This window comes from Xanthocytophaga flava (assembly GCF_030068545.1).
Lineage (GTDB): Bacteria > Bacteroidota > Bacteroidia > Cytophagales > 172606-1 > Xanthocytophaga > Xanthocytophaga flava.
The window spans coordinates 163,546-190,157 of sequence record NZ_JASJOR010000010.1 but is presented as its reverse complement, the minus strand read 5'-3'; the positions used below and the strand labels follow the sequence as shown (position 1 = coordinate 190,157).

Annotated in this window: 17 protein-coding genes; all 17 read left to right on the top strand. The window is 39.4% G+C overall.

Annotated features, from left to right (window positions below):
- Nucleotides 1-105: 105 nt before the first annotated feature.
- The 17 genes from holA (at nucleotide 106) to QNI15_RS16390 (ending at nucleotide 26,565) form a co-directional block, all read left to right on the top strand.
- On the top strand, nucleotides 106-1,128 hold the full coding sequence (holA, locus tag QNI15_RS16470; RefSeq protein WP_313984304.1) for a DNA polymerase III subunit delta: 1,023 nt from the start codon (nucleotides 106-108) through the stop codon (nucleotides 1,126-1,128).
- Between the two features lie 73 nt (nucleotides 1,129-1,201).
- Complete coding sequence (locus QNI15_RS16465; RefSeq protein ID WP_314032633.1) at nucleotides 1,202-2,491, top strand: bifunctional folylpolyglutamate synthase/dihydrofolate synthase; 1,290 nt, start codon at nucleotides 1,202-1,204, stop codon at nucleotides 2,489-2,491.
- A 128-nt stretch (nucleotides 2,492-2,619) separates the two neighbouring features.
- The gene (trmB, locus tag QNI15_RS16460) at nucleotides 2,620-3,276 is read left to right on the top strand and encodes a tRNA (guanosine(46)-N7)-methyltransferase TrmB (RefSeq protein ID WP_313996864.1); all 657 of its coding nucleotides are present in this window, start codon (nucleotides 2,620-2,622) and stop codon (nucleotides 3,274-3,276) included.
- A 40-nt stretch (nucleotides 3,277-3,316) separates the two neighbouring features.
- Entirely contained in the window at nucleotides 3,317-4,405 is a 1,089-nt protein-coding gene (locus tag QNI15_RS16455) for a DUF2891 domain-containing protein (RefSeq protein WP_314032632.1), read from the top strand.
- A gap of 300 nt (nucleotides 4,406-4,705) precedes the next feature.
- A complete protein-coding gene (locus QNI15_RS16450; protein WP_314032630.1) occupies nucleotides 4,706-5,992 on the top strand; it encodes a DEAD/DEAH box helicase in 1,287 nt (428 codons plus the stop codon).
- Between the two features lie 264 nt (nucleotides 5,993-6,256).
- Nucleotides 6,257-6,862, top strand: coding sequence for an RNA polymerase sigma factor (locus tag QNI15_RS16445; protein ID WP_314032628.1), 606 nt, complete (start codon nucleotides 6,257-6,259; stop codon nucleotides 6,860-6,862).
- A 121-nt stretch (nucleotides 6,863-6,983) separates the two neighbouring features.
- Nucleotides 6,984-8,123 (top strand): FecR family protein, encoded by a 1,140-nt coding sequence (locus tag QNI15_RS16440; protein ID WP_313996871.1) that lies wholly within the window; start codon nucleotides 6,984-6,986, stop codon nucleotides 8,121-8,123.
- 222 nt (nucleotides 8,124-8,345) lie between these two features.
- Entirely contained in the window at nucleotides 8,346-11,867 is a 3,522-nt protein-coding gene (locus QNI15_RS16435; protein WP_314032627.1) for a TonB-dependent receptor, read from the top strand.
- Between the two features lie 20 nt (nucleotides 11,868-11,887).
- Nucleotides 11,888-13,747: a RagB/SusD family nutrient uptake outer membrane protein gene (locus QNI15_RS16430; protein ID WP_314032625.1), complete on the top strand. Its 1,860-nt coding sequence runs from the start codon at nucleotides 11,888-11,890 to the stop codon at nucleotides 13,745-13,747.
- A gap of 116 nt (nucleotides 13,748-13,863) precedes the next feature.
- The gene (locus QNI15_RS16425) at nucleotides 13,864-17,193 is read left to right on the top strand and encodes a VCBS repeat-containing protein (protein WP_314032675.1); all 3,330 of its coding nucleotides are present in this window, start codon (nucleotides 13,864-13,866) and stop codon (nucleotides 17,191-17,193) included.
- A 133-nt stretch (nucleotides 17,194-17,326) separates the two neighbouring features.
- The gene (locus QNI15_RS16420; protein ID WP_314032623.1) at nucleotides 17,327-20,740 is read left to right on the top strand and encodes a ThuA domain-containing protein; all 3,414 of its coding nucleotides are present in this window, start codon (nucleotides 17,327-17,329) and stop codon (nucleotides 20,738-20,740) included.
- 55 nt (nucleotides 20,741-20,795) lie between these two features.
- Nucleotides 20,796-21,656: a 3-keto-disaccharide hydrolase gene (locus QNI15_RS16415; protein ID WP_314032622.1), complete on the top strand. Its 861-nt coding sequence runs from the start codon at nucleotides 20,796-20,798 to the stop codon at nucleotides 21,654-21,656.
- A gap of 138 nt (nucleotides 21,657-21,794) precedes the next feature.
- Nucleotides 21,795-22,364 (top strand): hypothetical protein, encoded by a 570-nt coding sequence (locus QNI15_RS16410; protein ID WP_314032621.1) that lies wholly within the window; start codon nucleotides 21,795-21,797, stop codon nucleotides 22,362-22,364.
- Between the two features lie 220 nt (nucleotides 22,365-22,584).
- A complete protein-coding gene (locus tag QNI15_RS16405) occupies nucleotides 22,585-23,013 on the top strand; it encodes a hypothetical protein (RefSeq protein WP_314032620.1) in 429 nt (142 codons plus the stop codon).
- Nucleotides 23,014-23,243: 230 nt separating this feature from the next.
- Nucleotides 23,244-23,864: a hypothetical protein gene (locus QNI15_RS16400; protein ID WP_314032619.1), complete on the top strand. Its 621-nt coding sequence runs from the start codon at nucleotides 23,244-23,246 to the stop codon at nucleotides 23,862-23,864.
- 98 nt (nucleotides 23,865-23,962) lie between these two features.
- Nucleotides 23,963-24,481: a hypothetical protein gene (locus QNI15_RS16395; RefSeq protein WP_313996883.1), complete on the top strand. Its 519-nt coding sequence runs from the start codon at nucleotides 23,963-23,965 to the stop codon at nucleotides 24,479-24,481.
- An 830-nt stretch (nucleotides 24,482-25,311) separates the two neighbouring features.
- Nucleotides 25,312-26,565, top strand: coding sequence for an MFS transporter (locus QNI15_RS16390; RefSeq protein WP_314032618.1), 1,254 nt, complete (start codon nucleotides 25,312-25,314; stop codon nucleotides 26,563-26,565).
- Nucleotides 26,566-26,612: the final 47 nt, after the last annotated feature.

Sequence of the window (26,612 nt, the reverse complement as noted above, 5' to 3'; positions counted from 1 at the left end):
AAGACAGTCACAAATATATCTGCTTAATCCGATGAACATCATTTTGAGATCCTGTTTTTCGTTCGCACCTTTGCACCCAATTGTTAGACATCTGTAGATAAAAACATGCCCCATCGCCCTGAAGCCGTTCTGGAAAAGTTAAAAAAGCGTGAATTTGCCCCTGTATATTTCCTCCAGGGAGACGAGCCCTATTATATAGATCTGATCAGCGACTTTATTGAACAGCATGCACTGCCTGAACATGATAAAGGATTTAACCAGATTGTGTGTTATGGAAAAGATGTAAATGTGGGGACGATTGTAACCCAAGCTCGTCGGTTTCCAATGATGGCTGAACGTCAGGTGGTTATTGTGAAAGAAGCTCAGGAAGTGAGTGATTTGCAACGTGAAGAGGGCCAGAAGTTGCTGGAAAGTTATGTGCAGAATCCTGTACCATCAACCATCCTTGTATTGGCACATAAGCATAAGACATTGGATGGACGAAAGGGACTTGCCAAAACGCTGGACAAGAATGCGGTACTGGTGGATGCCAAGAAGATGTATGACAATAAATTACCCGATTGGGTTATTTTTTATGTAAAAGACAAAGAGTATCGCATACAACCACCTGCTGCACAACTATTAGCTGATTACATAGGCAATGATCTGAGTCGTCTGAGTAATGAGATTGACAAACTTATTCTGAATATTCCGGCTAAGTCAGAAATTACTCCTGATCATATACAGAAATATGTAGGGATTAGCAAAGAATACAATGTATTTGAGCTGCAGACTGCGTTGATCCAACGGAATGTTCTCAGAGCTAATCAGATCATTCATTATTTTGAGTCTAATCCCAAAAGTAATCCGGCAATCATGGTAGTAGCTACCTTGTTTGGCTTTTTTAGCAAAGTATTGTTAGCCCATGCCTCTGCTGATCGTAGTGAGGCGGGTATTGCAGCGGCTGTAGGTGTGAATCCTTATTTTGCGAAAGATTATCTGACTGCTATTCGCAATTATCCTTTACGAAAAGCCATGCATATCATTCATTACCTTCGCGAAGCAGATCTTCAATGCAAAGGAGTTGAAGCTGGACAAATATCAGACGGAGATATTCTGCGTGAACTTGTATTTAAGATTTTACATTAATGCCATAACAGAATTGAGATAGCTAGCTTCCAGCATGTAAAAAGAACGAAGGTTTACAAGTTGTATTTTCACAATGACTTACCAGCAAACAATTGAGTATCTCTATAGCCGATTACCTGTTTTTCATCGAATTGGTAAAGCAGCGTATAAAGCAGATTTAAACAATACCCTGGCTTTATGCAAGCATTTGGGCAATCCGGAACGTAAATTTAAGTCTATCCATATCGCCGGAACAAATGGAAAAGGTAGTTCATCTCATATGTTGGCTGCTATCCTTCAATCTGCAGGATACAAAACCGGATTGTATACCTCTCCACATCTGAAATCATTCACAGAACGAATACGAGTCAACGGCGAAGAGATGCCTGAACAGAAGGTTGTGGAGTTTGTGGAAGCAAATAAAGCTTTTATAGAAGATGTTCAGCCATCCTTTTTTGAATTGACTGTTGGGATGGCATTTGACTATTTTGCTCAGGAAAAAGTAGACATTGCTGTGATTGAAGTGGGATTAGGAGGAAGGTTAGATTCAACCAATGTGATCCAACCTGAAGTTTCGCTGATTACCAATATCAGCTGGGATCATACAGATATTCTTGGGGATACTTTAGAGAAAATTGCAGGCGAAAAAGCTGGAATCATTAAAGAGAATACTCCTGTTGTGATTAGTGAGTATCAACAAGATATAGAACATGTATTTGTAAATAAGGCAAAACAAGAGCATGCACCTTTGTATTTTGCTTCCCAGCATATAGACCTCCAGGATAAGACCTTCGTTGCAGATAAGCGTTTTGTTTCACTAGAAGAAAATGGGCTATATACCTTGACTTTACAACTGTCATTGGTGGGTGATTATCAGTTGAAGAATGTAGCTGGAGTTATTCAGACAGTTCGGATTCTGCAACAAAAAGGGTGGAAGATAGAAGATTCCCATATCCAGCAGGGGATAGCTAATACTGTACAACTGACAGGTCTGAAAGGCCGCTGGCAGGTATTGGCAGAAAAACCATTAACTATTTGTGATACCGGACATAATGAAGGAGGTATCCGTTTCATTGTAGAACAACTGAAACGACTTTCTTATGAGAAATTACATATTGTGATGGGAGTTGTCAATGACAAAGATCCTGAAAAAGTATTGAAGCTATTGCCTCAGGATGCATTCTATTATTTCTGTCAGGCTCATTTGCCAAGAGCTATGGATGCAGAACTTCTGGCTCAAAAAGGGGAAATGCATGAGTTAAAAGGTATAGTGATCCCTGATGTAAACGATGCATTGGCAGAGGCCAGACGCAGAGCATCCACTAATGACGTGATCTTTATAGGAGGAAGTACATTTGTGGTAGCAGAGTTAAAAGAGTTGTAAGAAAAGGAGCTTCACTCTAACCTATTGAGTTATAGCCAGTTTAAAAGTTGGCTATTTTTATTCGGAATTTAATCCGAAATTCGCAGCCGAAAACATCAGAGTGACGTAGTTAAATTTAAAAGTAAAGTATGGCCCGTAGAAAGCTTGCCCGGTTTGAAGAAAACAAACTTCGGGAAAATATCATTGAAGAAGGTAAACCATTGTATGATAACTCAAAAGGTAATTGGAATACATCTCATTTTCATAATTCCAATCCCATCACATTAGAACTAGCCTGTGGTCGGGGTGAATACACTACCGGACTGGCAGCTGTATATCCTGATCGTAATTTTATTGGTATAGATGTCAAAGGTGATCGGTTGTGGAGAGGGAGCAGTGCTGCTCTTGCTCAAGGATTAGGTAATGCAGCCTTTTTACGTACACCCATTGACTGGCTGGAAAAGTTTTTTGCTCCTAAGGAAGTAAGTGAAATCTGGATTGTCCATCCTGATCCTCGTCCACGCAAAAGTGATGATAAGCGTCGCCTCACACATCCCCGTTATCTGGAAATGTACAAACGCCTGCTTCCTCCAGATGGATTGGTTCACTTAAAAACAGACAGTCCCTTGTTATTTGAATACACAATGGAAATACTGCAACAGGTACCAGTAAAAGATCTGCTGTATACAACTGACTTATACCATTCTGAACTGCTGGCATTGCATCATGGTATAAAAACACATTATGAAGGTATCTTTACAGGAAAGGGATTTACTGTAAACTACCTGCAGTTCAGATTTGCCTGATTCGTATATTGCGTTTGTACTTTACTACATACTACGTTCAATGAACTATTCACTAGTGAAAGCCGGGTTCTTCGGATTATTGTTTCTTTTACAGATAACGTATTCTTCTGCACAATCATCATTGTTCACTCCTGAAATTGCCAGTCGACTAGCTGCATTGCCGATCCATTGTATCCATCAGGAATTTCCGAATAAGACAGGACATTCCTCTGATGCACCGGAAGATCATCGTTTACTACCAAGTGAACTTCACCCCTCATTTTATGGCTGTCTGGACTGGCACTCCAGTGTACATGGCCACTGGATGTTGGTCAAATTGATCAAGCTCTATCCTCAATTACCAGAGAAAGAGCAGATCATACAGATCCTGAATACATCGTTTGATCCGGCGAAAATCAAAATAGAAGCAGACTATTTTACTAAATATAAAACCACCAGATCATTTGAACGTACCTATGGTTGGGCTTGGTTACTGAAACTGGATGAAGAACTTTATACATGGGATACTCCTCAGGCAAAACAATGGCATCATAACCTACAGCCATTAACGCAAACAATTCTAAAACTCTGGACTGACTTTTTACCTAAGCAGACTTATCCCAACCGTACTGGTGTACATCCCAATACTGCTTTCGGGTTGGTATTTGCCTTAGATTGGGCAAGAGCTATTAAAAATACTTCTTTTGAACAGGCTGTTATTGCCAAGGCCAAAAATTTCTATTTGAATAACGAAAAAACACCCGCTTATCTGGAGCCGGATGGAGCTGATTTTTTATCTCCAAGCCTGGAAATTGCAGATTTGATGCGACGTGTTTTACCACAGGATGAATTTGTAAAATGGCTCAATGCGTTTTATGAGAAACGTAGTATTGACAACATAGTGAAAATGCCTGTAGTAAGTGATCGTACTGATATGCAGATTGTACACCTGGATGGGTTGAGCCTAAGCAGAGCCTGGTGTATGAAGGGAATCGCAAAGAGTCTACCTGCTAAGCATAAGTATAAACAACTTTTTGAACATACCGCAGAAACTTTTCTCAAAACAGCACTTCCTAATGTAACTTCTGGTAATTATGGTGGTGATCACTGGCTCGCTTCGTTTGCTGTATATGCCATCTTTGCCAACTAAAGTTGATAGCCTCCTGTTTTGCAAGAGTATACATTTAGCAAATGATAAGAAAAGCAGCAGACTTTACAATTCATAGAACCCTGTCTATGAATAATTCTTGCTTTTTGTATTGAAAATGAATTATTTTACAATTAATATAGTTACAAGGAAAGCAGTACCCTCTTTTGTCCTTCCGGGAATTTTAGTCAGACTCCCCAAGTAATCCGAAGATCACGGCGTACTTCGCCTTATTATTCTAAATCATGGATAAGATGTCAATCTAAACAAGACATTGACATACTTTTTTCTTAAACTCATTTTATGTCATTTGAAAATCTCAATCTGATAGAACCTATCAGAAAGGCTTTGGAGACCGAAGGGTATACGAAGCCAACGCCTATTCAGGCACAAGCAATACCCTTCATTCTTCAAGGAAAAGATTTACTGGGTTGTGCACAGACAGGTACAGGCAAAACAGCTGCCTTTGCCATTCCTATTTTACAATTGTTAGCTAACAGACAGGAGCTGGAGAAAGGACCCCGACGCATTAAAGCATTGATCCTTACACCTACCCGTGAACTGGCCATTCAGATAGGAGACAGTTTTGCTGCCTATGGAGCAAATACCAGTTTAAAGCACACTGTAATCTTTGGGGGTGTTTCACAGAAGTCTCAAACAGATGCTTTACAAAGAGGAGTTGATATTTTAGTTGCAACACCTGGCAGATTACTTGATCTTGTCAATCAGCGTTTGATAAATCTACAATATATCAGCATATTCGTATTGGATGAAGCAGATCGGATGCTGGATATGGGATTTGTGCATGATGTGAAAAAAGTATTAGGTATTATACCTGCAAAGAGACAGTCCTTATTTTTCTCTGCTACCATGCCAGCTGCCATTATAAGTCTGGCGGGATCTATTCTCAAAAATCCTGCGAGAGTAGAAGTAACTCCTGTCTCTTCTACTGCCGAGACTATTCAGCAGGTAGTATATAAAGTAGACCGGGAAAAGAAAAATGATTTACTGGTACATGTCCTGGAAGATCCAAAGATTGAGACAGTATTGGTATTTACACGAACCAAACATGGAGCCGATAAGGTGGTTCGTGTGCTTACTAAAAAAGGAATTAAAGCTGAGGCCATTCATGGAAACAAATCTCAGAACGCACGTCAGCGAGCTTTGACAAACTTTAAAAGTAAAGAGATTCGTGTTTTGGTTGCTACCGATATTGCCGCACGTGGTATAGATGTAGATGAATTGGCTTATGTAATCAATTTTGAGATACCTAATGTGCCTGAAACGTATGTTCATCGTATTGGTCGTACAGGAAGAGCTGGTGCCAGCGGAATGGCGTTATCTTTCTGTGATGCAGAGGAAATTGCCTATATGAAGGATATTAATAAGCTTATTGGCAAAACTGTTCCAGAAGTTAAAGACCATCCATTTGCTATGACAGGTTTTATACCTGTATCTAAAGAAAAGGCTCCAATCTCAAAGCATTCTGCTAACAACTCTAGGAATGGAAATGTTGCTCGTTCAGGGAAGAATACGACTGGAAAGAATACTACCGAAAAGAAATTTTTCAGAAAAAAGAAGTTCGCATAAAAGAATTGATAAGTAAAGTCTAAACCTAATTAAAAAACGAACCCCAAGACAAAATTTGCCTTGGGGTTCGTCTTTTTTTTGCTGGATAATTATCTGTAAATAAGTTGTTTGTGTCTGTATCGTTGAGTGTAGATATAATTATATTGGTAAAAAAGAAGCTGGATAGTATACATAGACCATTGTGTGATTTTCGGTAGTATGTTGTATATCTAATATTTTTTTTACTATATTTTATTGGAATAATTGCATATATTTGTTTTACCCATGAAAATGCCGAAAGATATATTGGAAAAGATAAATGATACTGAACTCTGGGACTGCTTTCGCAGAGGTGATGAAGGTGCATTGGAGCAATTGATGAAGATGCATTTTCGTAAGCTTTTTCATTACGGTACTAAATTTAGTAAAGATGGTGCTTTTGTAAAGGACTGCATCCAGGATCTCTTTTTGGATCTTTGGAACCGTAGACAATTTCTAAGTGAGGTCCAGACCGTGAAGGCTTATCTGATGGCTGCACTACGCAGACGTCTGCATCGGGGCATGACCAAGAAAGGATACTTTGTGACAGAAGAAATCACCTCCGATGTATTTTTTGAAGTAGAGTTTTCTGTTGAAGATTCATTAATTCAGGAAGAAACAACCCAATTGCTTGCTCACGAGATAAAGAATTATCTGGAGCAACTCCCCAAGCGTCAGAAAGAGGTGATTTATCTTCGCTTTTTTGAAGGACTAACCCGTGAGGAAATAGCTGAAATTATGGGAATCAATTTACAGTCTGTATCCAACCTATTGCAATCTGCTTTTAAACATCTGAAAGAAAATTGGAAAACAGAACTTTTTTTATTTGTGCTTTTATCTATAATACATTGATATACAGTTTAGTAGGAGCTGCTTTATAAGGTGTATATAATTTTTTTCAAAAAAAATAGAATAAAAGCAGTATCTGAATGTGTTTTTTGTCTCTCTACAATAAAAGCACATATCAGATTTCATGAATACTTATCAGCGAGCTGACATTATATCATTAGTTCAGAGTGATTCCTTCAGGCAATGGGTGCTCACACCAACACCTGAGCTTGATATGCTATGGCAGCAATATCTTTTGCAAAATCCCAACCAGCAAGCTGTTGTTGCACAAGCCAGAAAGATTGTGTTGGCTTTGCGTGTAAAAAATGATTTCATATCTGATACGGAAATAGATTCAATTGTGTCTGATACAATCTCCACAATCAGACAGACCCCAGAAAACAATAGAGATGAAAATAAGCCTTACATTGACTTCTCTGAAAGTACTCCTCCTTTCTGGAACTTCAAACAATGGTTTACACTAGCTGCTTCTTTTGTTTTATTACTCGGAATAGGATATTTGGTTTACACACTTACTAAGCCAGAAACTTTATCTGATGAAAATAAGGTAGTGGCTGTAAATCAGAAAAAGAAGTTGATTGAGAAGGTTAACCAAAGAGAGTCTCCTCTAACCATAGAGCTTCCAGACGGAAGTCGTGTAACCCTGAAAAAAAATAGTCGCATTGCTTATGCAGAGGCATTTACAGGTTCTACAAGAGAAGTATTTCTGACAGGTGAGGCTTTTTTTGATGTTGTCAAAAATCCTTCGAAACCTTTTCTGGTATATGCCAATGAGTTAGTAACTAAAGTGTTGGGTACAAAATTCAGAGTCAGTGCTTATGAAGCTGAGAAGCACATTACAGTAGAAGTGCGTAGTGGAAAAGTATCTGTATATGCCAGTCAGGATACTCTATCTCATCGTAAAAACTCTCAGGAAGAGGTTAAAGGTGTAATCTTAACTCCAAATCAAAAGGTAGTTTTCTCTCGTGAAGAAGCTCGGATTGAAAAAACTTTGGTAGAGAAACCAATAGTGACTATTCCGCACAAAGATCTGGCTCGTTTTGTTTTTGAGGATGCACCCGCCGCACAGGTATTTAGTGCATTGGAAAAAACCTATAGTATCGATCTTGTTTACGATGAAGAACTTATGTCACACTGCCAGTTAACAGCTACTTTGGGTAATGAACCTTTATTCGAACAATTGACAGTTTTATGTAAAGCTATTGAGGCTAAATATGAAGTTGTGGATGGGCAGATACTGATCCACAGCAAAGGCTGCAATTGATACAAAACAGAAATGCTATTTTTTATCTTAACCTATTCACCATAAACTTTTATAGCCTATGTAGCTAAGGAAATTTACATATAAATACAATCGGCAATGCTGCAACATTGCCGATTATAAACAGATTTCCCTTTTCGGATTGTCGTTCAGTTCATCCTGACTTTTCAGGATGCAGGGAAGCATTTGTCAAATAAAAATCATCTAACAAAAGCACTTAAAGGTATGAAAAAGAATCGACCACTACAACATTGGTTACTAACGGCCATGCGAATATCACTTTTTCAGTTTTTTCTGGCTATAATCTTCGCGGGGACAGCACAGGCATATGAAGGCAGGTCACAAAACCTGCTGGATGTGAAGGTTAATCTGCAGGCAAGTAACCAGCGAATTAGTAAAGTATTAAAACAGATTGAGAATCAGGCAGATATTAAGTTTGTCTTTAGCTCTACACTGATACAGGCAAGCAGAGTTGTATCTGTGAACCTGGAAAATCAGTCATTGGATAGAGTATTGGAATATTTATTGACACCACTGCAATTGACCTATGAGGTGTCTGGCAAGACTGTCATTGTAAAACGTGACAAACTCACTGAGACGGCTCCTGAAACAAATGTACAGGATCAATTGGCTCAGACTGTAAAAGGAAGAGTAACAGGTGATCAGAATGAGGGCTTGCCTGGAGTAAGTGTGGTGGTAAAAGGATCAACCGTAGGTACAACCACTGATGCAAATGGCAATTATACATTAGCTGTCCCTGATGCAAATGGCACATTGGTATTTTCATTTATTGGATATGTTACAGAAGAGGTTGCGATTGGTGGGCGCACAACCATAGATATTTCACTGGCACCTGACTTAAAAGCCTTACAGGAGGTAGTCGTAGTGGGATATGGTGAACAAAAGAAAGAAACTGTGACAGGTGCAGTAGCAACAGTAAAAGGTACAGACCTTGTTAAATCACCCGCTGTAAACCTATCCAACTCACTAGCAGGTCGTATGCCTGGTGTTACTGCTGTACAAGCCAGTGGGGAGCCCGGATATGATGGATCTTCTATTCGAATTCGTGGGTCAAATACATTAGGGAATAATAATGCGTTGATTGTAATAGATGGAGTACCAGCAAGGGAAGGAGGGTTTGACCGAATTAATCCAGCAGATGTGGAAAGTATCTCTGTACTAAAAGATGCTTCTGCTGCTATTTATGGTGCAAGGGCTGCCAATGGTGTTATTCTGATTAAAACAAAGAGAGGTAAAACAGGAAAACCTCAATTGTCGTACTCTTTTAATCAGGGTTGGGCTCAGCCAACTGTTATTCCTAAACTGGCGAACTCTACCCAGTTTGCCGAAATGCGAAATGAACTGGAGGTTTATAATTTACCTACTAATGAATGGGCTGCTGCCACTAAAGCTTTTAAAGAAACAGGTAGCTATACCAAAGCCAATGGGTCGACTGTAAATGCACCCTTTAAGCCTGATGACTTTCAAAAATTTGCAGATGGTTCTGACCCCTGGTTTCATCCTAACACAGATTGGTATAAAGATGCATTAAAACCATGGTCTCCACAATCAAGACATAATATCCAGTTAACAGGTGGGAGTGAAAACTTTCAGTACCTGGCCTCTATTGGATATCAAAACCAGGATGCTTACTATAAAAATGCAGCTACGGGTTACAAGCAATATGATATGAGGGTTAATATGGATGGAAATATTAACAAGAATATACATGTAAGCTTGGGTTTGTTGGGGCGTGAAGAGTTTCGTTTTTTCCCAACACGTGGTGCCGGTGCTATTTTCAGGATGTTGATGCGAGGATTACCTACCATGCCTGCATACTGGCCAAACGGTTTACCTGGACCAGATATCGAAAATGGGGAGAATCCGGTTGTAATTACTACTAATCAGACAGGATATGACCAGGATAAAAGAGATTATTTCCAAACCAATGGCTCTATCGATTTTACTATTCCTTGGATCGAAGGCTTAAAGATAACTGGTACTGCTTCGGTTGATAAGTTTATCAAACGTACCAAAAGATGGGACAAGCCCTGGTATCTATATTCCTGGCAGGGAGCTTATGAGGCGGATGGTGTAACACCTAAGCTTGCCAAAGGGGCTCGTGGGCCTGCAGAACCAAACCTTACTCAGGGGGATGAAAATCAATTGAACGTATTGTTGGGTGCGATACTTAATTATACTCGTTCGTTTGGACCACATTCATTGACGTTCTTAGCGGGAACAAACCGTGAAACCATTCAGAATGATAACTTTAATGCCTATCGTCGTTACTTTATCTCACCTGCTATTGATCAGATGTTTGCAGGTGGTGACTTACAGAAAAATAATGGGGGTAGCGCCTGGGAACGTGCCCGTTTAAATTACTTTGGCCGTGTTGCATATAACTTTAAAGAGAAGTACCTGGCAGAGTTTCTATGGCGATATGATGGATCATATATGTTCCCTGAAAATAGTCGGTATGGGTTTTTCCCAGGTGTAATGGCTGGATGGCAGATTTCTGAAGAAGATTTTTTCAGAAATAATGTGTCTTTTGTCAATTATCTAAAACTACGTGGTTCATGGGGACAGATGGGAAATGACAACATTGCACTGGTACCAGATGGTGCCTTACAGGAATACCAATATATGTCTACGTATGCCTTTGATAGCTACATTATTGCTAATCAACAGGTAAAGACCTTGTTTGAAACTCGGGTACCTAATAAGGCTATTACCTGGGAAGTAGCTAACAATGCTGATTTAGGATTGGAGGGACAGTTGTTTCAGGGGAAAATTACATTTGAATTTGATGTGTTTCTGAATAAAAGAACTAAAATACTGAGACCAAGACTTGGATCTGTTCCTGAGACTACTGGAATGCCTTTGCCTATAGAAAATATTGCTAAAGTTGAAAACAAAGGGTGGGAATTTAAACTAGGTCATAATGGAAATATTGGCGATTTTAAATACAATGTGGGCTTTAATGGTGGATATGCCAAAAATAAAATTCTATTCTGGGATGAGGCACCAGGTGTTCCTGCCTGGCAGAGAACAACGGGCAAACCAATGTATACTTACTTAGCTTATCAGTATGATGGGGTATTTAAAGATCAGTCTGATATAGATGCCAATACAATAGACTATTCCGCTATTACCAACACTCTGCGTCCGGGAGATATGAAGTACAAAGATGTGAGAGGTACCAAAGATAGTCCAGACCCTAGTAAACCAGATGGCAAAATTACACCAGACGATCAACTTCGCAACGATAGAACTAATGTACCTCTGTTCACAGGTGGTGCGACTATTGGTCTTCAATACAAAAACTTTGATTGCTCTATACTATTCCAGGCTGGATTAGGTGGACAGGTGTATGTAAGTACAGGTGAGTCAGGAAGCATCGGAAACTATCTGAAAGATGTATACGATAATCGGTGGACAGTAGAAAATCCAAGTAGTGTACACCCACGTATTGCAGACCGGAGTAACCAGTACTACTCCAATAACAATACTTATTGGTTGAGAAGTAACAATTATATTCGTCTGAAAAACTTTGAGATCGGGTATACATTGCCTGCCTCTCTGGGACAGAAAGCTGGTATTGGAAGCTTACGCCTGTATGTAAATGGGTTGAATTTGTTCACTATCGATAAATTAAAAGTGTATGATCCTGAGGCCACTAATACACTGGGACAATATTATCCACAGGCAAGGATTATCAACACGGGTTTAACTGTATCGTTTTAAGTACTTTATCTATGAATCTAATGAACAAGATAAGATATATATCACTGTGCTTCATTGTTACTTTATTGCTAATCACCAGTTGTAATGATGACTTTCTGAATACAAAACCTTTAGGAGAGGTCCCTGATGACGCTCTTTGGAAAGATGCTGCACTAACAGAAGCCTTTGTGACACAGATCTATAATGGCCTTGGCCAAGGTGGATTTAATGAGCAAATGTTAGCTTCACTGACAGACGAAGCCATTTTCACCCATCCTGGTCGGGGGATTAATACTATTACTGAATCCCGTTCTAACCCTGCGGATCGTGGCTGGATTAATGGTACTTTGGACTGGCCAGCTATGTATCAACGAATCAGAGCTTGTAATCTGGCCCTTGAACATCTGGAATCTCCTGAGTTTGAAAACGCCAATGGAATCGTAGAACGATTAAGAGGGGAAGCTCTTTTTTTGCGAGCCTATTATTACCATCAACTGGTACGTTACTATGGAGGTGTACCTTTAATAGAGCGGTCTTATGGACTGGGTGAAGCTGACTATACTGTACCCAGAAATACATTTGAAGAGTGTGTTAACTTTATTGTAAAAGATTGCGATGCAGGGGCTCAACTGTTAGATGGCAAAACCATGGCAAACGGACGGGCTTCTAAAGGCGCTGCACTGGCACTAAAATCCCGTATCCTTTTATATGCAGCCAGTGATTTGCATGACATTCCAACGGCTAGCGCCAAATCTGCTACCATTGGAGGTTTTTCAGATAAAAATATATTAGGATACATTGACGGAAGTCGGGATGCACGTTGGTTAGCGGCCAAAAATGCGGCAAAAGCTGTCTTGGATTTGACGGGATATGGCTACCAGACCAATCTGAGTGCACCTGTAACACCTGCGCAGGGAACCACCAATTATATGAATATGTCTTTATCTAAAGGTGGGGGAGAAAGCGAACTGATTTTTGCCCGCTATTTCATTAATCTGAAACAGGAAGATGGAGGAAGAGTTGGTTTGTTCAATGGACCAAATGGCTATCATAACTGGGCTGGTAATACACCTATTCAAAACCTAGTTGATGATTATGAGATGATGGATGGAACATCTTTTGACTGGAACAATCCTGATCATGCCAGTGCTCCTTATCAGAATAGAGATCCTCGCATGGATGCTACCATTTTACATGATGGCTCTCCCTGGAAGCCTCGTACGGCAGATGGGGCAGGAAAAGATCCAAATAACCAGATTCAGACAGGTCAGTATCAGATTTTAAACAGCAAAAATGAAGTGGTTCCATACTTTGGTCTGGATACGCGTCAAAGCTCTATTGAGGACTGGAACGGAAGCCGTACCGGATACTATATGCGGAAATTTATTGATCCTAATCCTTCTATTGTAGATCAAAATACCTGGCAGGAGATTCCCTGGCCGTTTTTCCGCTATACAGAAGCCATGTTTAATTACGCAGAAGCTTGTATAGAATTAGGAGAAGATGAAGAGGCTAGGACGTGGCTGAATAAGATACGTTTTCGTGCTGGTATGCCTGCCATTACGGAGAGTGGAGATGCACTGAAACAACGCTACCGGAATGAGCGTAGAATAGAAATGGCTTACGAGGAGCAACGCTATCATGATGCACGTCGCTGGATGATTGCTCCAGAGACACTGGGACAAAAAGCTGGGATTATTAATATTACCGCTACATTCAAACCAGGAAAGTCTCTGACACTTTATAAGTATGATCCTCAGACTTATAACTATGTATACACTCCGCTCAATATAGATCCAGGTATTGAAAACAGGTTATGGCTTGATAAAATGTACTATTTGCCGATTAGCCGTGATGAAATAAACCGAAATGCCAAACTGGTACAAAATCCAGGTTTTTAAATCATAATAGAATAAAAAATGTCAGTGCAGCAATGTGCTGACATTTTTTCTGCCTTATCTACCACTCTACTTCCTGAAACGTGAACCGTCACCTACATAGGATTCTCACAGTATCTATGCTGATGAGTGCCTGGCTTTTCTACTCCTGTAAGTCACCAGCTACCAAAGAAGCGTTGACAGATACTCCATTATTAACTCTACTTCCACCTGAAAAAACACATATTAACTTTGCCAATACCTTAACAGAAGGTTTGAACACCAATGTTATGGTCTACGAATACTTCTACAATGGTGGAGGTGTTGCTATTGGTGATATCAATAAGGATGGCATGCAGGATGTGTATTTCTCAGGAAATATGGTGCCAAATCGCCTGTATCTGAATAAAGGAAATATGCAATTTGAAGATATAACCTCTTTGGCAGGAGTGGCAGGGCGTGAAGGGCCATGGCGTACAGGGGTTACTATGGTTGATGTGAATGGGGATGGCTTGCTGGATATATATCAATGTTATTCTGGTAATCTGAGACCGGAAAAACGGAAGAATCAGTTATTTATTAATAAAGGAGCAGATGCGAAGGGTGTACCACATTTTGAAGAACAGGCTGAAAAATATGGGTTAGACAGTCCTGCTGCCAGTACACAGGCTGCTTTCTTTGACTATGATAAAGATGGTGATCTGGACATGTTTTTATTAAATCACAATCTGAAACTTTTACCTGTACTGGAAGAAAAGAAAACAGCAGCTTTGCTACGAGAAAAAGATCCTTTTTCGGGAGTTCAGTTATTTCAGAATACAGATGATTATTTCACAGAAGTGACAGAAAAAGCAGGTATCAGTAGTTCGGCTCTGACCTATGGGTTGGGAATAGGAGTCTCAGATATTAATGCAGATGGCTGGCCCGATCTGTATATCTCTAACGATTACACTGTCCCTGATTACCTGTATATTAACAATGGCGATGGAACCTTTACAGATAAACTTCAAAAGAGCCTGGGACATACTTCTCAATTCTCGATGGGCAATGCTGTAACAGATGTAAACAATGACAGCAAACCTGATATTTTTACCCTCGATATGCTGCCTGAGGACAACAGACGGCAGAAACTGCTTTTTGCGCCCGATAACTACGATAAGTTTGATCTGGTTCTACGATCTGGATTTCACTATCAGTACATGCGCAATATGCTGCAACTCAATAATGGAGATGGTACTTTCAGTGAAATAGGCCAGCTGGCAGGTATATCCAATACCGACTGGAGCTGGGCACCACTATTTGCAGATCTGGACAACGATGGCTGGAAAGACTTATATGTGACCAATGGCTATTTGCGGGATTATACCAATATGGACTTTGTGAAATATATGGATGATTTTGTTCAGCAGAAAGGTCGGCTGCAACGGACTGATGTTATGCAACTGGTAAGCCAGATCCCTTCCTCTCAGGTGAGTGATTATGTGTTTCAGAATAATGGAAATCTATCTTTCTCAAATCAGAATCGCAAATGGGGTGTACAACAATCTTCCAACAGCAATGGCGCAGCCTACGCTGATCTGGACAATGACGGCGATCTGGACCTGGTCATTAATACCATTAATCAGCCTGCTTTTGTCTATCAGAATGAAACAAATAACCAGCTAAAACATCATTACTTGCAAGTACAGTTGGAAGGCACCGGGAAAAATGTTTTGGGTTTAGGAGCTAAAGTATATTTATATGTTAACGGAAAACAACAGTTTCTGGAACAGATGCCCACACAAGGGTTCCAGTCGAGTGTAAGTCCTGTCTTACATTTTGGGATGGGAAATACTACTCAGATAGATTCATTGCAAGTTATCTGGCTAAGCGGTAAGCAGCAGGTTTTGCCTGGAATAAAAACTAACCAACGGATTACAGTACACGAAAAAGAGGCAACCGAACTTTTCAAAAAACATCCTATTGAACAACCTGTTTTTAAAGAAGTAAATACTCCTATCCATTTTACGCATCAGGATGTCTCAGTTAAAGATTTTAAACGTCAGTCTTTGCTGGTACAGGCAATGTCTTACTTTGGGCCTTGTCTGGCAAAGGGAGATGTAAATGGAGACAATCTGGAAGATATCTATGCTGGAGGGGGGAATGGACAAGGTGGGTCTTTATTTATTCAACAAAAAAATGGGCAGTTTATACCAAAAGCTATACCTGCTTTTATACAGGATAAAGCCAGCGAAGATGTAGATGCCGTTTTCTTTGATTGTGATGGGGATAACGACCTGGATTTGTATGTAGTGAGTGGAGGATATGATAACTATGCACCTAATGATCCATTGTTACAAGACAGATTGTACCTGAATGATGGAAAAGGCAACTTTACCCAAGCACTGGATGCACTACCAGAAATGCTTACCAGCAACTCCTGTGTAAACATAGCAGACGTGAACGGAGATCAGCATCCGGATATATTTGTAGGAGGAAGAGTGATCCCTGGCCGCTATCCTGAAAGCCCGGATAGCTACCTGCTGGTAAATGATGGCAAGGGGAAATTTACCAACCAGATTGCTACTCTGTGTCCGGATTTACAGAAAGCCGGGATGATTACAGATGCTGCGTGGCTAGATATAAATGGAGACCAAAAACAGGATTTGATTGTAGTCGGAGAGTGGATGCCTATCCGGATTTTTACCAACACCAATAGCAAGCTGGTAGACCAGACAAATCAGTATTTTGATAAATCCTATCAGGGATTCTGGAACAAGCTGTTGGTTGATGATTTGAATGGCGATGGTAAAGCTGATCTGTTAGTAGGTAATCTGGGATTAAACACGCAATGCAAAGCTACTGATAAAGAACCCGCTGAACTGTACGCCAAAGATTTTGATGCCAACGGGTCGGTTGATCCCATTCTCTGTTTTTATATTCAGGGGAAAAGTTATCCATATATCAGTCGGGATGAATTGCTGGAACAACTGACTATGATGAGAGCACGGTTTAAAAATTATGCCAGCTATGCCTCTGCCACCCTAACTGAAATTTTTAAACCTGCCGAACTGGAGGGTGCTATGCATTTGACAGCCAATTGTATGGAAACAGTCTGTTTTATACAAGGGGGCAATGGGAAGTTTGTAAAAAAAGAGCTTCCACTGGAAGTACAATTCTCACCTGTATTTGCGATGGAGTCTTTCGATTATGATGGAGATGGCAATAAAGATTTGCTTTTTTGTGGAAATAGCCAATATACCCGTCTTCGGTTTGGTAAATATGATGCTAATTGTGGGACATTGTTAAAAGGAGATGGTAAAGGAAGCTTTTCCTATGTTCCCAAAACAAGATCTGGCTTTCATCTGAATGGCGATGTGAGAAGTCTCTTGAGTATAGATAATAAACTTTTTTTCGGAATAAACCAACAAGCTATTCAGGTATATCAACTTACTAATAAACCTAAAACGGCTCAGGATATAGTACCCTAGACTTTGTACAATAGGGTTTACCTATTGGAAGTTGGGAACTGTATTTTGACATTTTATTTTAGGATTCGCATTAAAGTGTAATTTTGGCACGTGTTCTGTGCTTCTAGCTTTGTAACTTCTATTTACTCCTTTCATGTTTATACGTAGATTTTCCAAACACATGGGCTTGACAGTGATACTGCTGTCAGGCCTGACAGGTATTTTCTATGCCTGTAAAACCAAACCTGTTGCCACATCTGTTAATCAATCTGCTCCTGTTACTCAAACCAAAAAGCCACGTGTTCTCGTCTTTACAAAGACCAAAGGGTGGTTTCATATTTCTATCCCTAGTGGTATTGCGGCCTTGCAGAAGATGGGTAAAGAAAACGGCTTCGATGTAGATACAACTAAAAATGCTGCCTACTTTGTAGAGGATAATCTGAAGAAATACAGTGCGGTTGTATTTTTGAGTACTACCATGAATGTACTTGATCCTGATCAGCAGGTCGCTTTTGAGCGGTATATTCAGGCTGGAGGAGGTTTTGTAGGGATTCATGCTGCAGCAGATACAGAATACAACTGGCCGTGGTATAATCGTCTGGTAGGAGCATATTTTGCCAGTCACCCTAATAATCCCAATGTACGTGCAGCTACTGTAGATGTAGTAGATACTACACATCAGGCCATGAAAGGATTACCCGCTCGCTGGGAGCGTAAAGATGAATGGTATAACTATAAAAATATCAGCCCTGAAATAAAAGTACTGGCTACACTGGATGAAACTTCCTATGAAGGAGGTACCAATGGGGATTATCATCCCATTGCCTGGTATCACGACTATGATGGAGGTCGTGCTTTCTATACAGGAGGTGGTCATACCGATGAAAGTTTCAGTGAACCTTTATTTGTAAAACACCTGTTAGGTGGCATAAGATATGCTATAGGCGAGGACAAAGGACTGGATTATTCCAGATCCTATGCAGTAAAGACACCGGAGGAAAACCGCTTTGTAAAAACTGTATTGACCAATGACCTGAACGAGCCAATGGAACTGGCTGTAGCGCCCGATGGACGGGTATTTTTTGTTGAACGGGGTGGGAAGTTTTATGTATATGAACCTACTACCAAAAAAACAAAGCTGCTTCGTGACTTTCCTGTGGCAGCAGTTGATAAATACCTGAATGGTTTGCTGGGGATGAGCATAGATCCTGATTTTAACCAGAACCATTTCCTATACTTCTTCTATACTACATCCGACAAAGGGCAATTGAAACAACTGATTTCCCGCTTTGTGGTAGGTGAAGATGGTAATCTGGATCTGGCAACTGAGAAAGTATTAATAGAAGTACCTATCGAAGCCGAAGTAAGTGCCCATACGGGTGGTTCACTGGCCTGGGATAAAGAGAAAAACTTATATATCTCAACTGGTGATAACACAGTTCCGTTTGAATCCAATGGATTTGCACCAATTGATACCCGATCTGGTAGACTGATTTTTGATGCAGAACGTTCCGCTGGCAACCCCAACGACCTGAGAGGAAAGATTCTTCGTATTCATCCGAATGCAGATGGCACCTACACAATTCCGCAAGGAAATCTGTTTCCGGCAGGTACACCTGGTACTCGTCCGGAGATTTATATTATGGGATGCCGTAACCCTTATCGTATTTCTGTAGATCAGGCAACGGGCATTTTATATTGGGGTGAGATTGGCCCTGATTCCGGAACAGATGGAGTCCAAGGCCCACGCGGATACGATGAATTTAACCAGGCACGCAAAGCGGGTAACTTTGGGTGGCCATACTTTGTAGGAGATAACAAACCGTATCATCAGTATGACTTTGCTACTAAGGCGGTAGGCGATCTGTTTGATCCCAATGCTCCTGTCAATAATTCGCCTAACAATTCCGGAGCTAAAAACCTTCCTCCTGCACAAAAGGCTATGATCTGGTATCCCTACAATAAATCAGACGAGTTTCCTGAATTGGGTGTAGGCGGACGTTGTGCCATTGGTGGCCCTGTTTATCATTACAATGCTCAACTGGCTTCTTCTACTAAAATACCTGACTACTATGACAAAGCATTGTTTGTACTGGACTGGATGCGTAATTGGATCTTTGCTGTAAGACTGGATGAAAACCAGAATTTCAAACGGATGGAGCCTTTCATGCCAACCCTTGGTGACTTCCGTAGGCCGGTAGATATGGAGATTGGTCCTGATGGTGCATTTTATATTCTGGAGTATGGTTCTGTATATGGAATTGACAACGAAGATGCTCGCTTGGTAAAGGTGGAGTTTAATGGAGGAAACCGTGCCCCTGTAGCCAGAATAATGGCAAAAGATACCATAGGACTAGTCCCTTTGAAAGTAGCTTTCAATGGCCAGCGTAGTTCTGATCCGGATGAAGAAGATAAATTAACGTATGAGTGGCGTTTTGAAGGAAATCAGGTCGCTTCCAAAGAAGCGAATCCAACGTACACATTTGAAAAAAATGGTGTATACAAAGCTATTCTGAAAGTTACTGACCCAGCAGGACAGAGCAGTCTGGATACGTTGGAAATTAAAGTAGGAAATACTCTGCCTCAAGTGGCTATCAATACAACACAAAACAGTTCCTTCTTCTTTGCTGGTGCTACTCCATTGAATTATACAGTCGATATAAAAGACAATGAAGATAAATTGATTGATAACAAGAAGGTACAGGTAAAACTGAATTATATTCCTAAAGTACTCACCAATGAACCTCTGATTGGACACCAACAAATAACCAATCTGAATATTGGCAAAACTTTGATGGCTAACAGTGATTGTAAAGCTTGTCACCAGATTGACAAAAAATCTGTAGGCCCAGCTTTTATGGAGGTTTCTAAAAAGTACGTTGGAGACAAAACGGCTACAGCTCGTCTGGCGAATAAAGTGATTACCGGTGGTGGCGGTGTTTGGGGTGATCATGCAATGAATGCCCATCCTCAGTTGTCTCGTGAAGAAGCTACAGAGATTGTAAAATATGTATTGTCGCTGTCTGTTAAACAACCCGATAAGAAATTACCTGCTCAGGGAGCTTTGTCACTGAAAGACCATGTGGGCAAAGAAGAGCAGGGGCGTTATATACTTTCCGCTTCTTATACAGATAAAGGAGGAGCCATTACTCCTTTGACAAATCAGGATGTATTGGTATTACGTCCAAACCGGGTAACAGCAGCTGATGCCGATATCTTGTTTAAGATGAACCGTCAGGGAAAACGACTGGGCAACATTCACAATAAGTCATATTTTGTATTAAAGAACATTGATCTGAAAGGAATCAATCAGCTTACGTATAACTATGCCTCCAAAGATCAGGATGCTACAATAGAAGTACATATTGACTCTCCAAAAGGGCAGGTAATCAGTACCTTGAATTATGTTTCAACAGGTGCATGGGGTGTATTAAAAGAAATAAGCACTCCTATACAAGACCCAGGCGGAAAACACGATCTGTACTTTGTCTTTGTAAAGGATACATTGCCTAACCAGCACTTGTTCTCTTTAGAATGGATAGATTTTAACAGCAATATAAAACAATAAATAGCCAGTCTGGCTTTAGACCAGACTATTCATTTTTAACCACTTTCGTATGAATATGAGACTTCTTATAACCTGTTTGTTCCTGTTAACCTGTGTTGTGAGCGAAGCACAGAAAAAAGCTCCCAAGCCTACCTGGATTCAGTTGTTCAATGGAAAAGACATGAAAGACTGGCATGTCAAAGTAGCAGGTCATCCGTATGATGATAACTATGGAAATACCTTCAGGGTACAGGATGGCAAAATGATTGTCCGATATGATCAGTACAAGAAATTTGATCAGCAGTATGGTCATATCTTCTATAAGCAGAAATTTTCAGCTTATCTGCTGGCTGTAGAATATCGCTTTGTAGGTGAGCAGGCTCCCGGCGGAGAAGGATGGGCCTGGCGCAACAGTGGTATGATGTTACACTGCCAGGACCCAAAAACAATGGGTGTGAAGCAGGACTTTCCGATCTCTATTGAGTACCAGTTGCTGGGAGGCAATGGCAAAGATGAACGCCATACAGCTAACTTGTGTACACCAGGTACAAATGTAATGATGGATGGAAAGTTGTTTACACCTCATTGTGTTGACTCCAAATCAAAAACCTATCATGGCGATCGGTGGGTACGAGCAGAGGTACTGGTATTGGGAGATTCTGTGCTTACCCATATTGTAGAAGGAGATACAGTACTGCGTTATGAGAAACCTCAGATAGGGGATGGCACAGTAAGCAATTATGATCCTGCTATCAAAAAAGATGGACAGCCTTTAACAGAAGGATACATCGCGCTACAGAGTGAAAGCCATCCTGTTGAGTTTCGTAAGGTAGAGCTGGTAGACCTGAGCAAGTATATGAAAGATCCAAAGAAACTGGAAGCAGTACTGGACGAACTGAAACGTACGGGTAAGGCAAAAGCAGGTACGAAACAATAAATAGAAATGGATCTATAATAAAGCTCTGTCACAAACTCATCTCAAACACTAGTCCGAACTCTGTTCGGACTTTTTGTTTATAGTGATTCTTTATACATTGTACAGAAATAAACTGATACACATTTTTAGAAAACTGCTATGAGAAATATTTTTAAAATAATTCTACTAATACTTGGGCTGAAGTCTTATGGACAACAAGGTAAACTCAATCCTTTTAGACTTATAATTGTTAAACCAGATACTGCTATCATTGACAAATCTCTACATAATGATATAGATAGTGTACAATTGAGCTATCAGAAGCGATATTACAATGAGATTAAAGAAATGGAAAATATGTTGAACTTTAAAAGCTATCCAAAAGAAATGGAACAGCAATTTAAGGAGATACAGGAAAGGGCAAGAAAAAGACTTGCACTCGCTAAAGCTCAGGAGGTAGAAGTAAAAAGATTTAAATATTATTATACACTTTCAACTTATTCCACAGAGATTTATAATCTTTATTTCAATAGAGAGGAACCCTTTTCAACAATTGTTGAGGTTCCTAATCAACATGCTGATATCGCATCATTGAAAAAACTAGCGGACGAGTTCAAAGTTGACTATATTATTTATTTTAGCAATGTTCATACAGATACAAATAATGGGATGACCGTTTTAAACCTACACCCTCACTTTATTCAACCAGGGAGAAGAAAATTATACTAACAATAGAAACCGAAGGAGACCAAAATAGTAGAGGTGATATGTGGACTTGTGGAAGTACAGTACTTTTGTGTTTGCTCATTAATGGTGTAAGGACATCAACTAATGAAGTTGCTCGTGAAATCGCAAAGTATCAAATGCAAAAATGATACTTTGTGTCCAAAATAATAATACAGGAAGCTATAACTGTTACTAACATATTTGAGAAAGACCATTATTAACTATGTATATTTTAAGAGCCTTTTCCGTACTAACCATCCTGATTTTATTTACAGGTTGTGCAAATTATATGATATCTGCCGAAAGTTTGGTTTCCCAGCTTCGAGAAAATCAAAAGATTGAGAGAAACCTGTATTTTCAACGGTTTGCTTTAATAGACTATCCGTCAAATAACTTACAGAAAATAAAATGTGAAGACAAACGCGGTAATAAAGTATGGTTGTACCCTGATAAAAATACCGAATTTATCATACAAAAAAAGTCGGATGGCAAAAAAGTGAAGGCATATTTTGACACTGTTATTTTTCAGAATGATACCTTATACGGATTGAGATCCAGGTTAATAGGAGGGTTAAGAGTTATTTCGGTAAATGATATAAAAAAAGTGGCAATTTATGCAGAAATACCCCGTGTCGAGAAAGTGAATGAGTAAACGTCTTCATTCTATCTAGTCAAACCTTTGTATAAACAATCACTTTATGAAGATAATCTCAGCTTTAATAATTGGTACAATAGTATTTGCATCAAGCACAGATCTTATTGCTACAGATAGTCTGGCCTTTGATTCAACATTGCAATATTACAAACTTCCATAAGTCCGGGACAAATCGAAGTCAAATACAATAATGTATTTGACGATACCTGAGTTAATTTCTAAATAAGATGACATCAACTATACTATATACAGATGCTCCAGAATACATTGAAAGCTTAGATTTTGATTATATAGAGACCTATTCTTTTCAAAGAGGAGAAGAATATGAAGAGAAACAGAAATTGCTTCAAGCCGAATATGACCTAGTAAAAAACAGGAAAGAACAAGGCGAAATTTTAACGTCAGATGATGAGAGTCGATTTAAAGAGCTGTATGAGTTTTTATATAATGAAGCTTATTTGTTGAATAATATCGGACAATTTCATCCTTCCAGCAAAAAGATAAATGTTTTTACAAACAGTGATCCAATCATCGACAAAATAAAACAGATTTTACGAACCGAAATTAGAGAAATGCCAAGATGGTTATGTAAACCTGAATACCGTGATGCAATGGTGTTTTATGATAAGAGTGGTAAAATTATATCAGTTTTAAATGTTTGTCTTAGCTGTGAGTATATGGCCACCGATATGTTTCATCAAATCAAAGGTGATCGTAGGACGTATTACCTGTTAAAAAAATTCTTTATTGAGATTGGTCATGAAGTGGAGGACCCTGAGCATTTTGTTTTGGAGGAGATGGAAAGGATGAAAAAATCCATGAACAAGAAAAATACAAAGAGGTTATAAGAAATTTAGAATAAACCTGCCAGGGGATACTATATTCTTCTTTTGGATTTGCTAAAAAGATCTTTATAAGTTTCCTCCAATCCTTCATAACCAAAAACATGATTTTTACTTTTTGTCCTGACATACCTATTGGAAGTAGTGATGCAGAAGTGATTTCAGGGGAAGCCTCTTTTCAGTCTAATTTTACAGAGTATTTAGTAGTACAAATGAAAGATGAAAAGAGGATATTTAAGATAGCCTACGAATACCATTGTAGCCCTTTCAGGGAGATTGCTATTGTTGGTAGCTTATTGCTGGTTGGTCATGAAGGACATTTCTATCTATATGATCTGGATACAAAGAATAGCCTTCTTGTATTACCCATGTTAGGATATTTTGGCCATTTGTATCTACATAAAGATTCTTTCCATGTGGCAGATGCTGAAGGTATATATTGTATAAATAAGTGTGGAGATGTTGTCTGGCATAATAAAAGTTTGGGAATAGATGGCGTAGTCATCAAAGAGTTTACCGAAAGTGAGATTCGTGGAAGCGGAGATTGGGACCCTCCTGGTGGGTGGAAAGATTTTATATTAGATTGTAAAACAGGAAAAAACATAGCAGCCGATTCAAACTAGCCTTGCATTGATTGATTCTTTAATCTCATTTTGATTGGGAAATTATCTCATTTCAAATGTTTGTGTATGGCTAGGCTTATACCATCATTTTAATTATAATTCAGTTCAAAATCGTTTACTGGATTGCATTAACCGCAAGCGACATATTGAAGCATTTATTCTGTATTTTTAGATAAAAAAGTTTTTGCAAAAAATCTGTTGTAAAATCGTTTTTGATTTGAATTCACTGCAAAAAAATCATGTGCATAATTCAGTTTAACAATTGGTGATGCATAGAGTTGTGTGCTATGGACTTATTGTAAAATACAAACTGGTATTTTTTCTTTCAAAAAATAATATTCATACACATAGATTCTATTATTAGATAATAAAATAAGTAGTTTATAACGAGCCGGGTTACGCTTAGTTACACAGGGTTACAGTTATGGTTACACTTTTAAGTAGGTGTAAACGAGGCTAGTTACACTGGTTACACTTGTTTCTCATACACGTGTATTTAGTATAATATAATACTATACATAAAAGGGAGTATAGCTATTGCTTTATAGTTCCTGGAAACTTTTGCGAAAAATGGTAAAAATATGTAACCGGTGTTACCTGTTTAATTATCAATATATTACGGTGTAACTATGTGTGTAACCATGTGCATTCTGTGTAACTGGATTAAAAGTACTATTTGTACAAAGCATATGTTAAGTTTTAGTAGCAATAAGGCAGAAAAGGCTCTTTTACCATATTTTTATGCAGAGAGAGTAGCCAGTATCATACTTTTTAGTATGTTTAGTTATAGATAAGCTTAAAATTTTCATATCTGTCTTTCTGCTTCTATAATGAAAACCCGATACAAGGTACTAACTGCATTATTTCTTCTTTCTATTATCACTTTTCTGGATCGGGTTTGTATGAATGTGGTGAGCAAATATGTAAAAGCTGACCTCGGATTGAACAATGAGCAGTTTGGGTATGTATTGGGAGCTTTCTCATTAGCCTATGCCTTGTTTGAGATTCCTACAGGTGTGTTGGGTGATAAAATTGGTCCGAGAAGGGTGTTGACTCGGGTAGTACTGTGGTGGTCTGCTTTTACAGGCTTAACCGGAACGGCTTTTCATTTCATCTATCTCATTATAATTCGTTTTTTATTTGGAGCAGGTGAAGCCGGCGCCTATCCCAATGCGTCTATTGTCATCTCTCGTTGGTTTCCGGCAGTGGAAGTAGGGAGGGCACAATCTGTAATATGGGCTGCCGGACGCATTGGTGGAGCTTTAACTCCTTTGTTGGTGATTCCTCTTGTTCATGCACTGGGATGGCGCTGGGCATTTCTGGTATTGGGTATAGCTGGTGTTTTATGGGCTGTAGGTTGGTATTTCTGGTTTAGAGATATACCTGCCGAGAAGAAGGGCATAACAGCCGAAGAGGTAGAAGAGATTGAAGTGGGCAGAAAACAGGTTGCTACTACACATCATGTTTCCTGGCAACTTATTCTGCGTAATCCTAACATCTGGATTCTGATGCTGATGTGTCATTTGTTTTTTTACGCAGCGTATTTCTTTACTAACTGGTCTGCTACCTATTTTCAGGAAGGGAGAGGGTTATCGGAAGAACAAACCAAAAACTTCATCTCTCTATCATATTTTCTCGGTGCTATTGGCTGCATTGTAGGTGGGTATGTAAGTGATGTATTAACCAAAAAATATGGTCTCAAAGTTGGGCGAAGAACTGTTGGAATGATAGGGTTAGGTTTGTCTAGTATTTTCTTTTTGTTGTCCGGCCTAACAACAGATAACGAGTTAGCTGGTTATCTGTTAGCTATTTGCGTGTTTCTGAAAGACTTAACTTTACCTGTTGCTTTTGCAGTCTGTGTGGATATTGGTAAGCAGCATTCGGGTACAGTTGCGGGTGCTATGAACTTTGCGGGGCAACTAGGCGGTTTCTTTGTGACTATATTGTTTGGGACTATTGTACAAAAGACTGGTAATTTTAATTATCCCTTATTTTTAATTGCTGGGTGTCTGGCCGTTGGTGCATTACTCTGGCTGAAGATTGATCCAACTCGATCACTTCATAGTTCAGATATTGAAAAGTAAACCCTCAGAGTAGAAGTTTGAGGGTTTACCTTGTTATCTTCTATAAG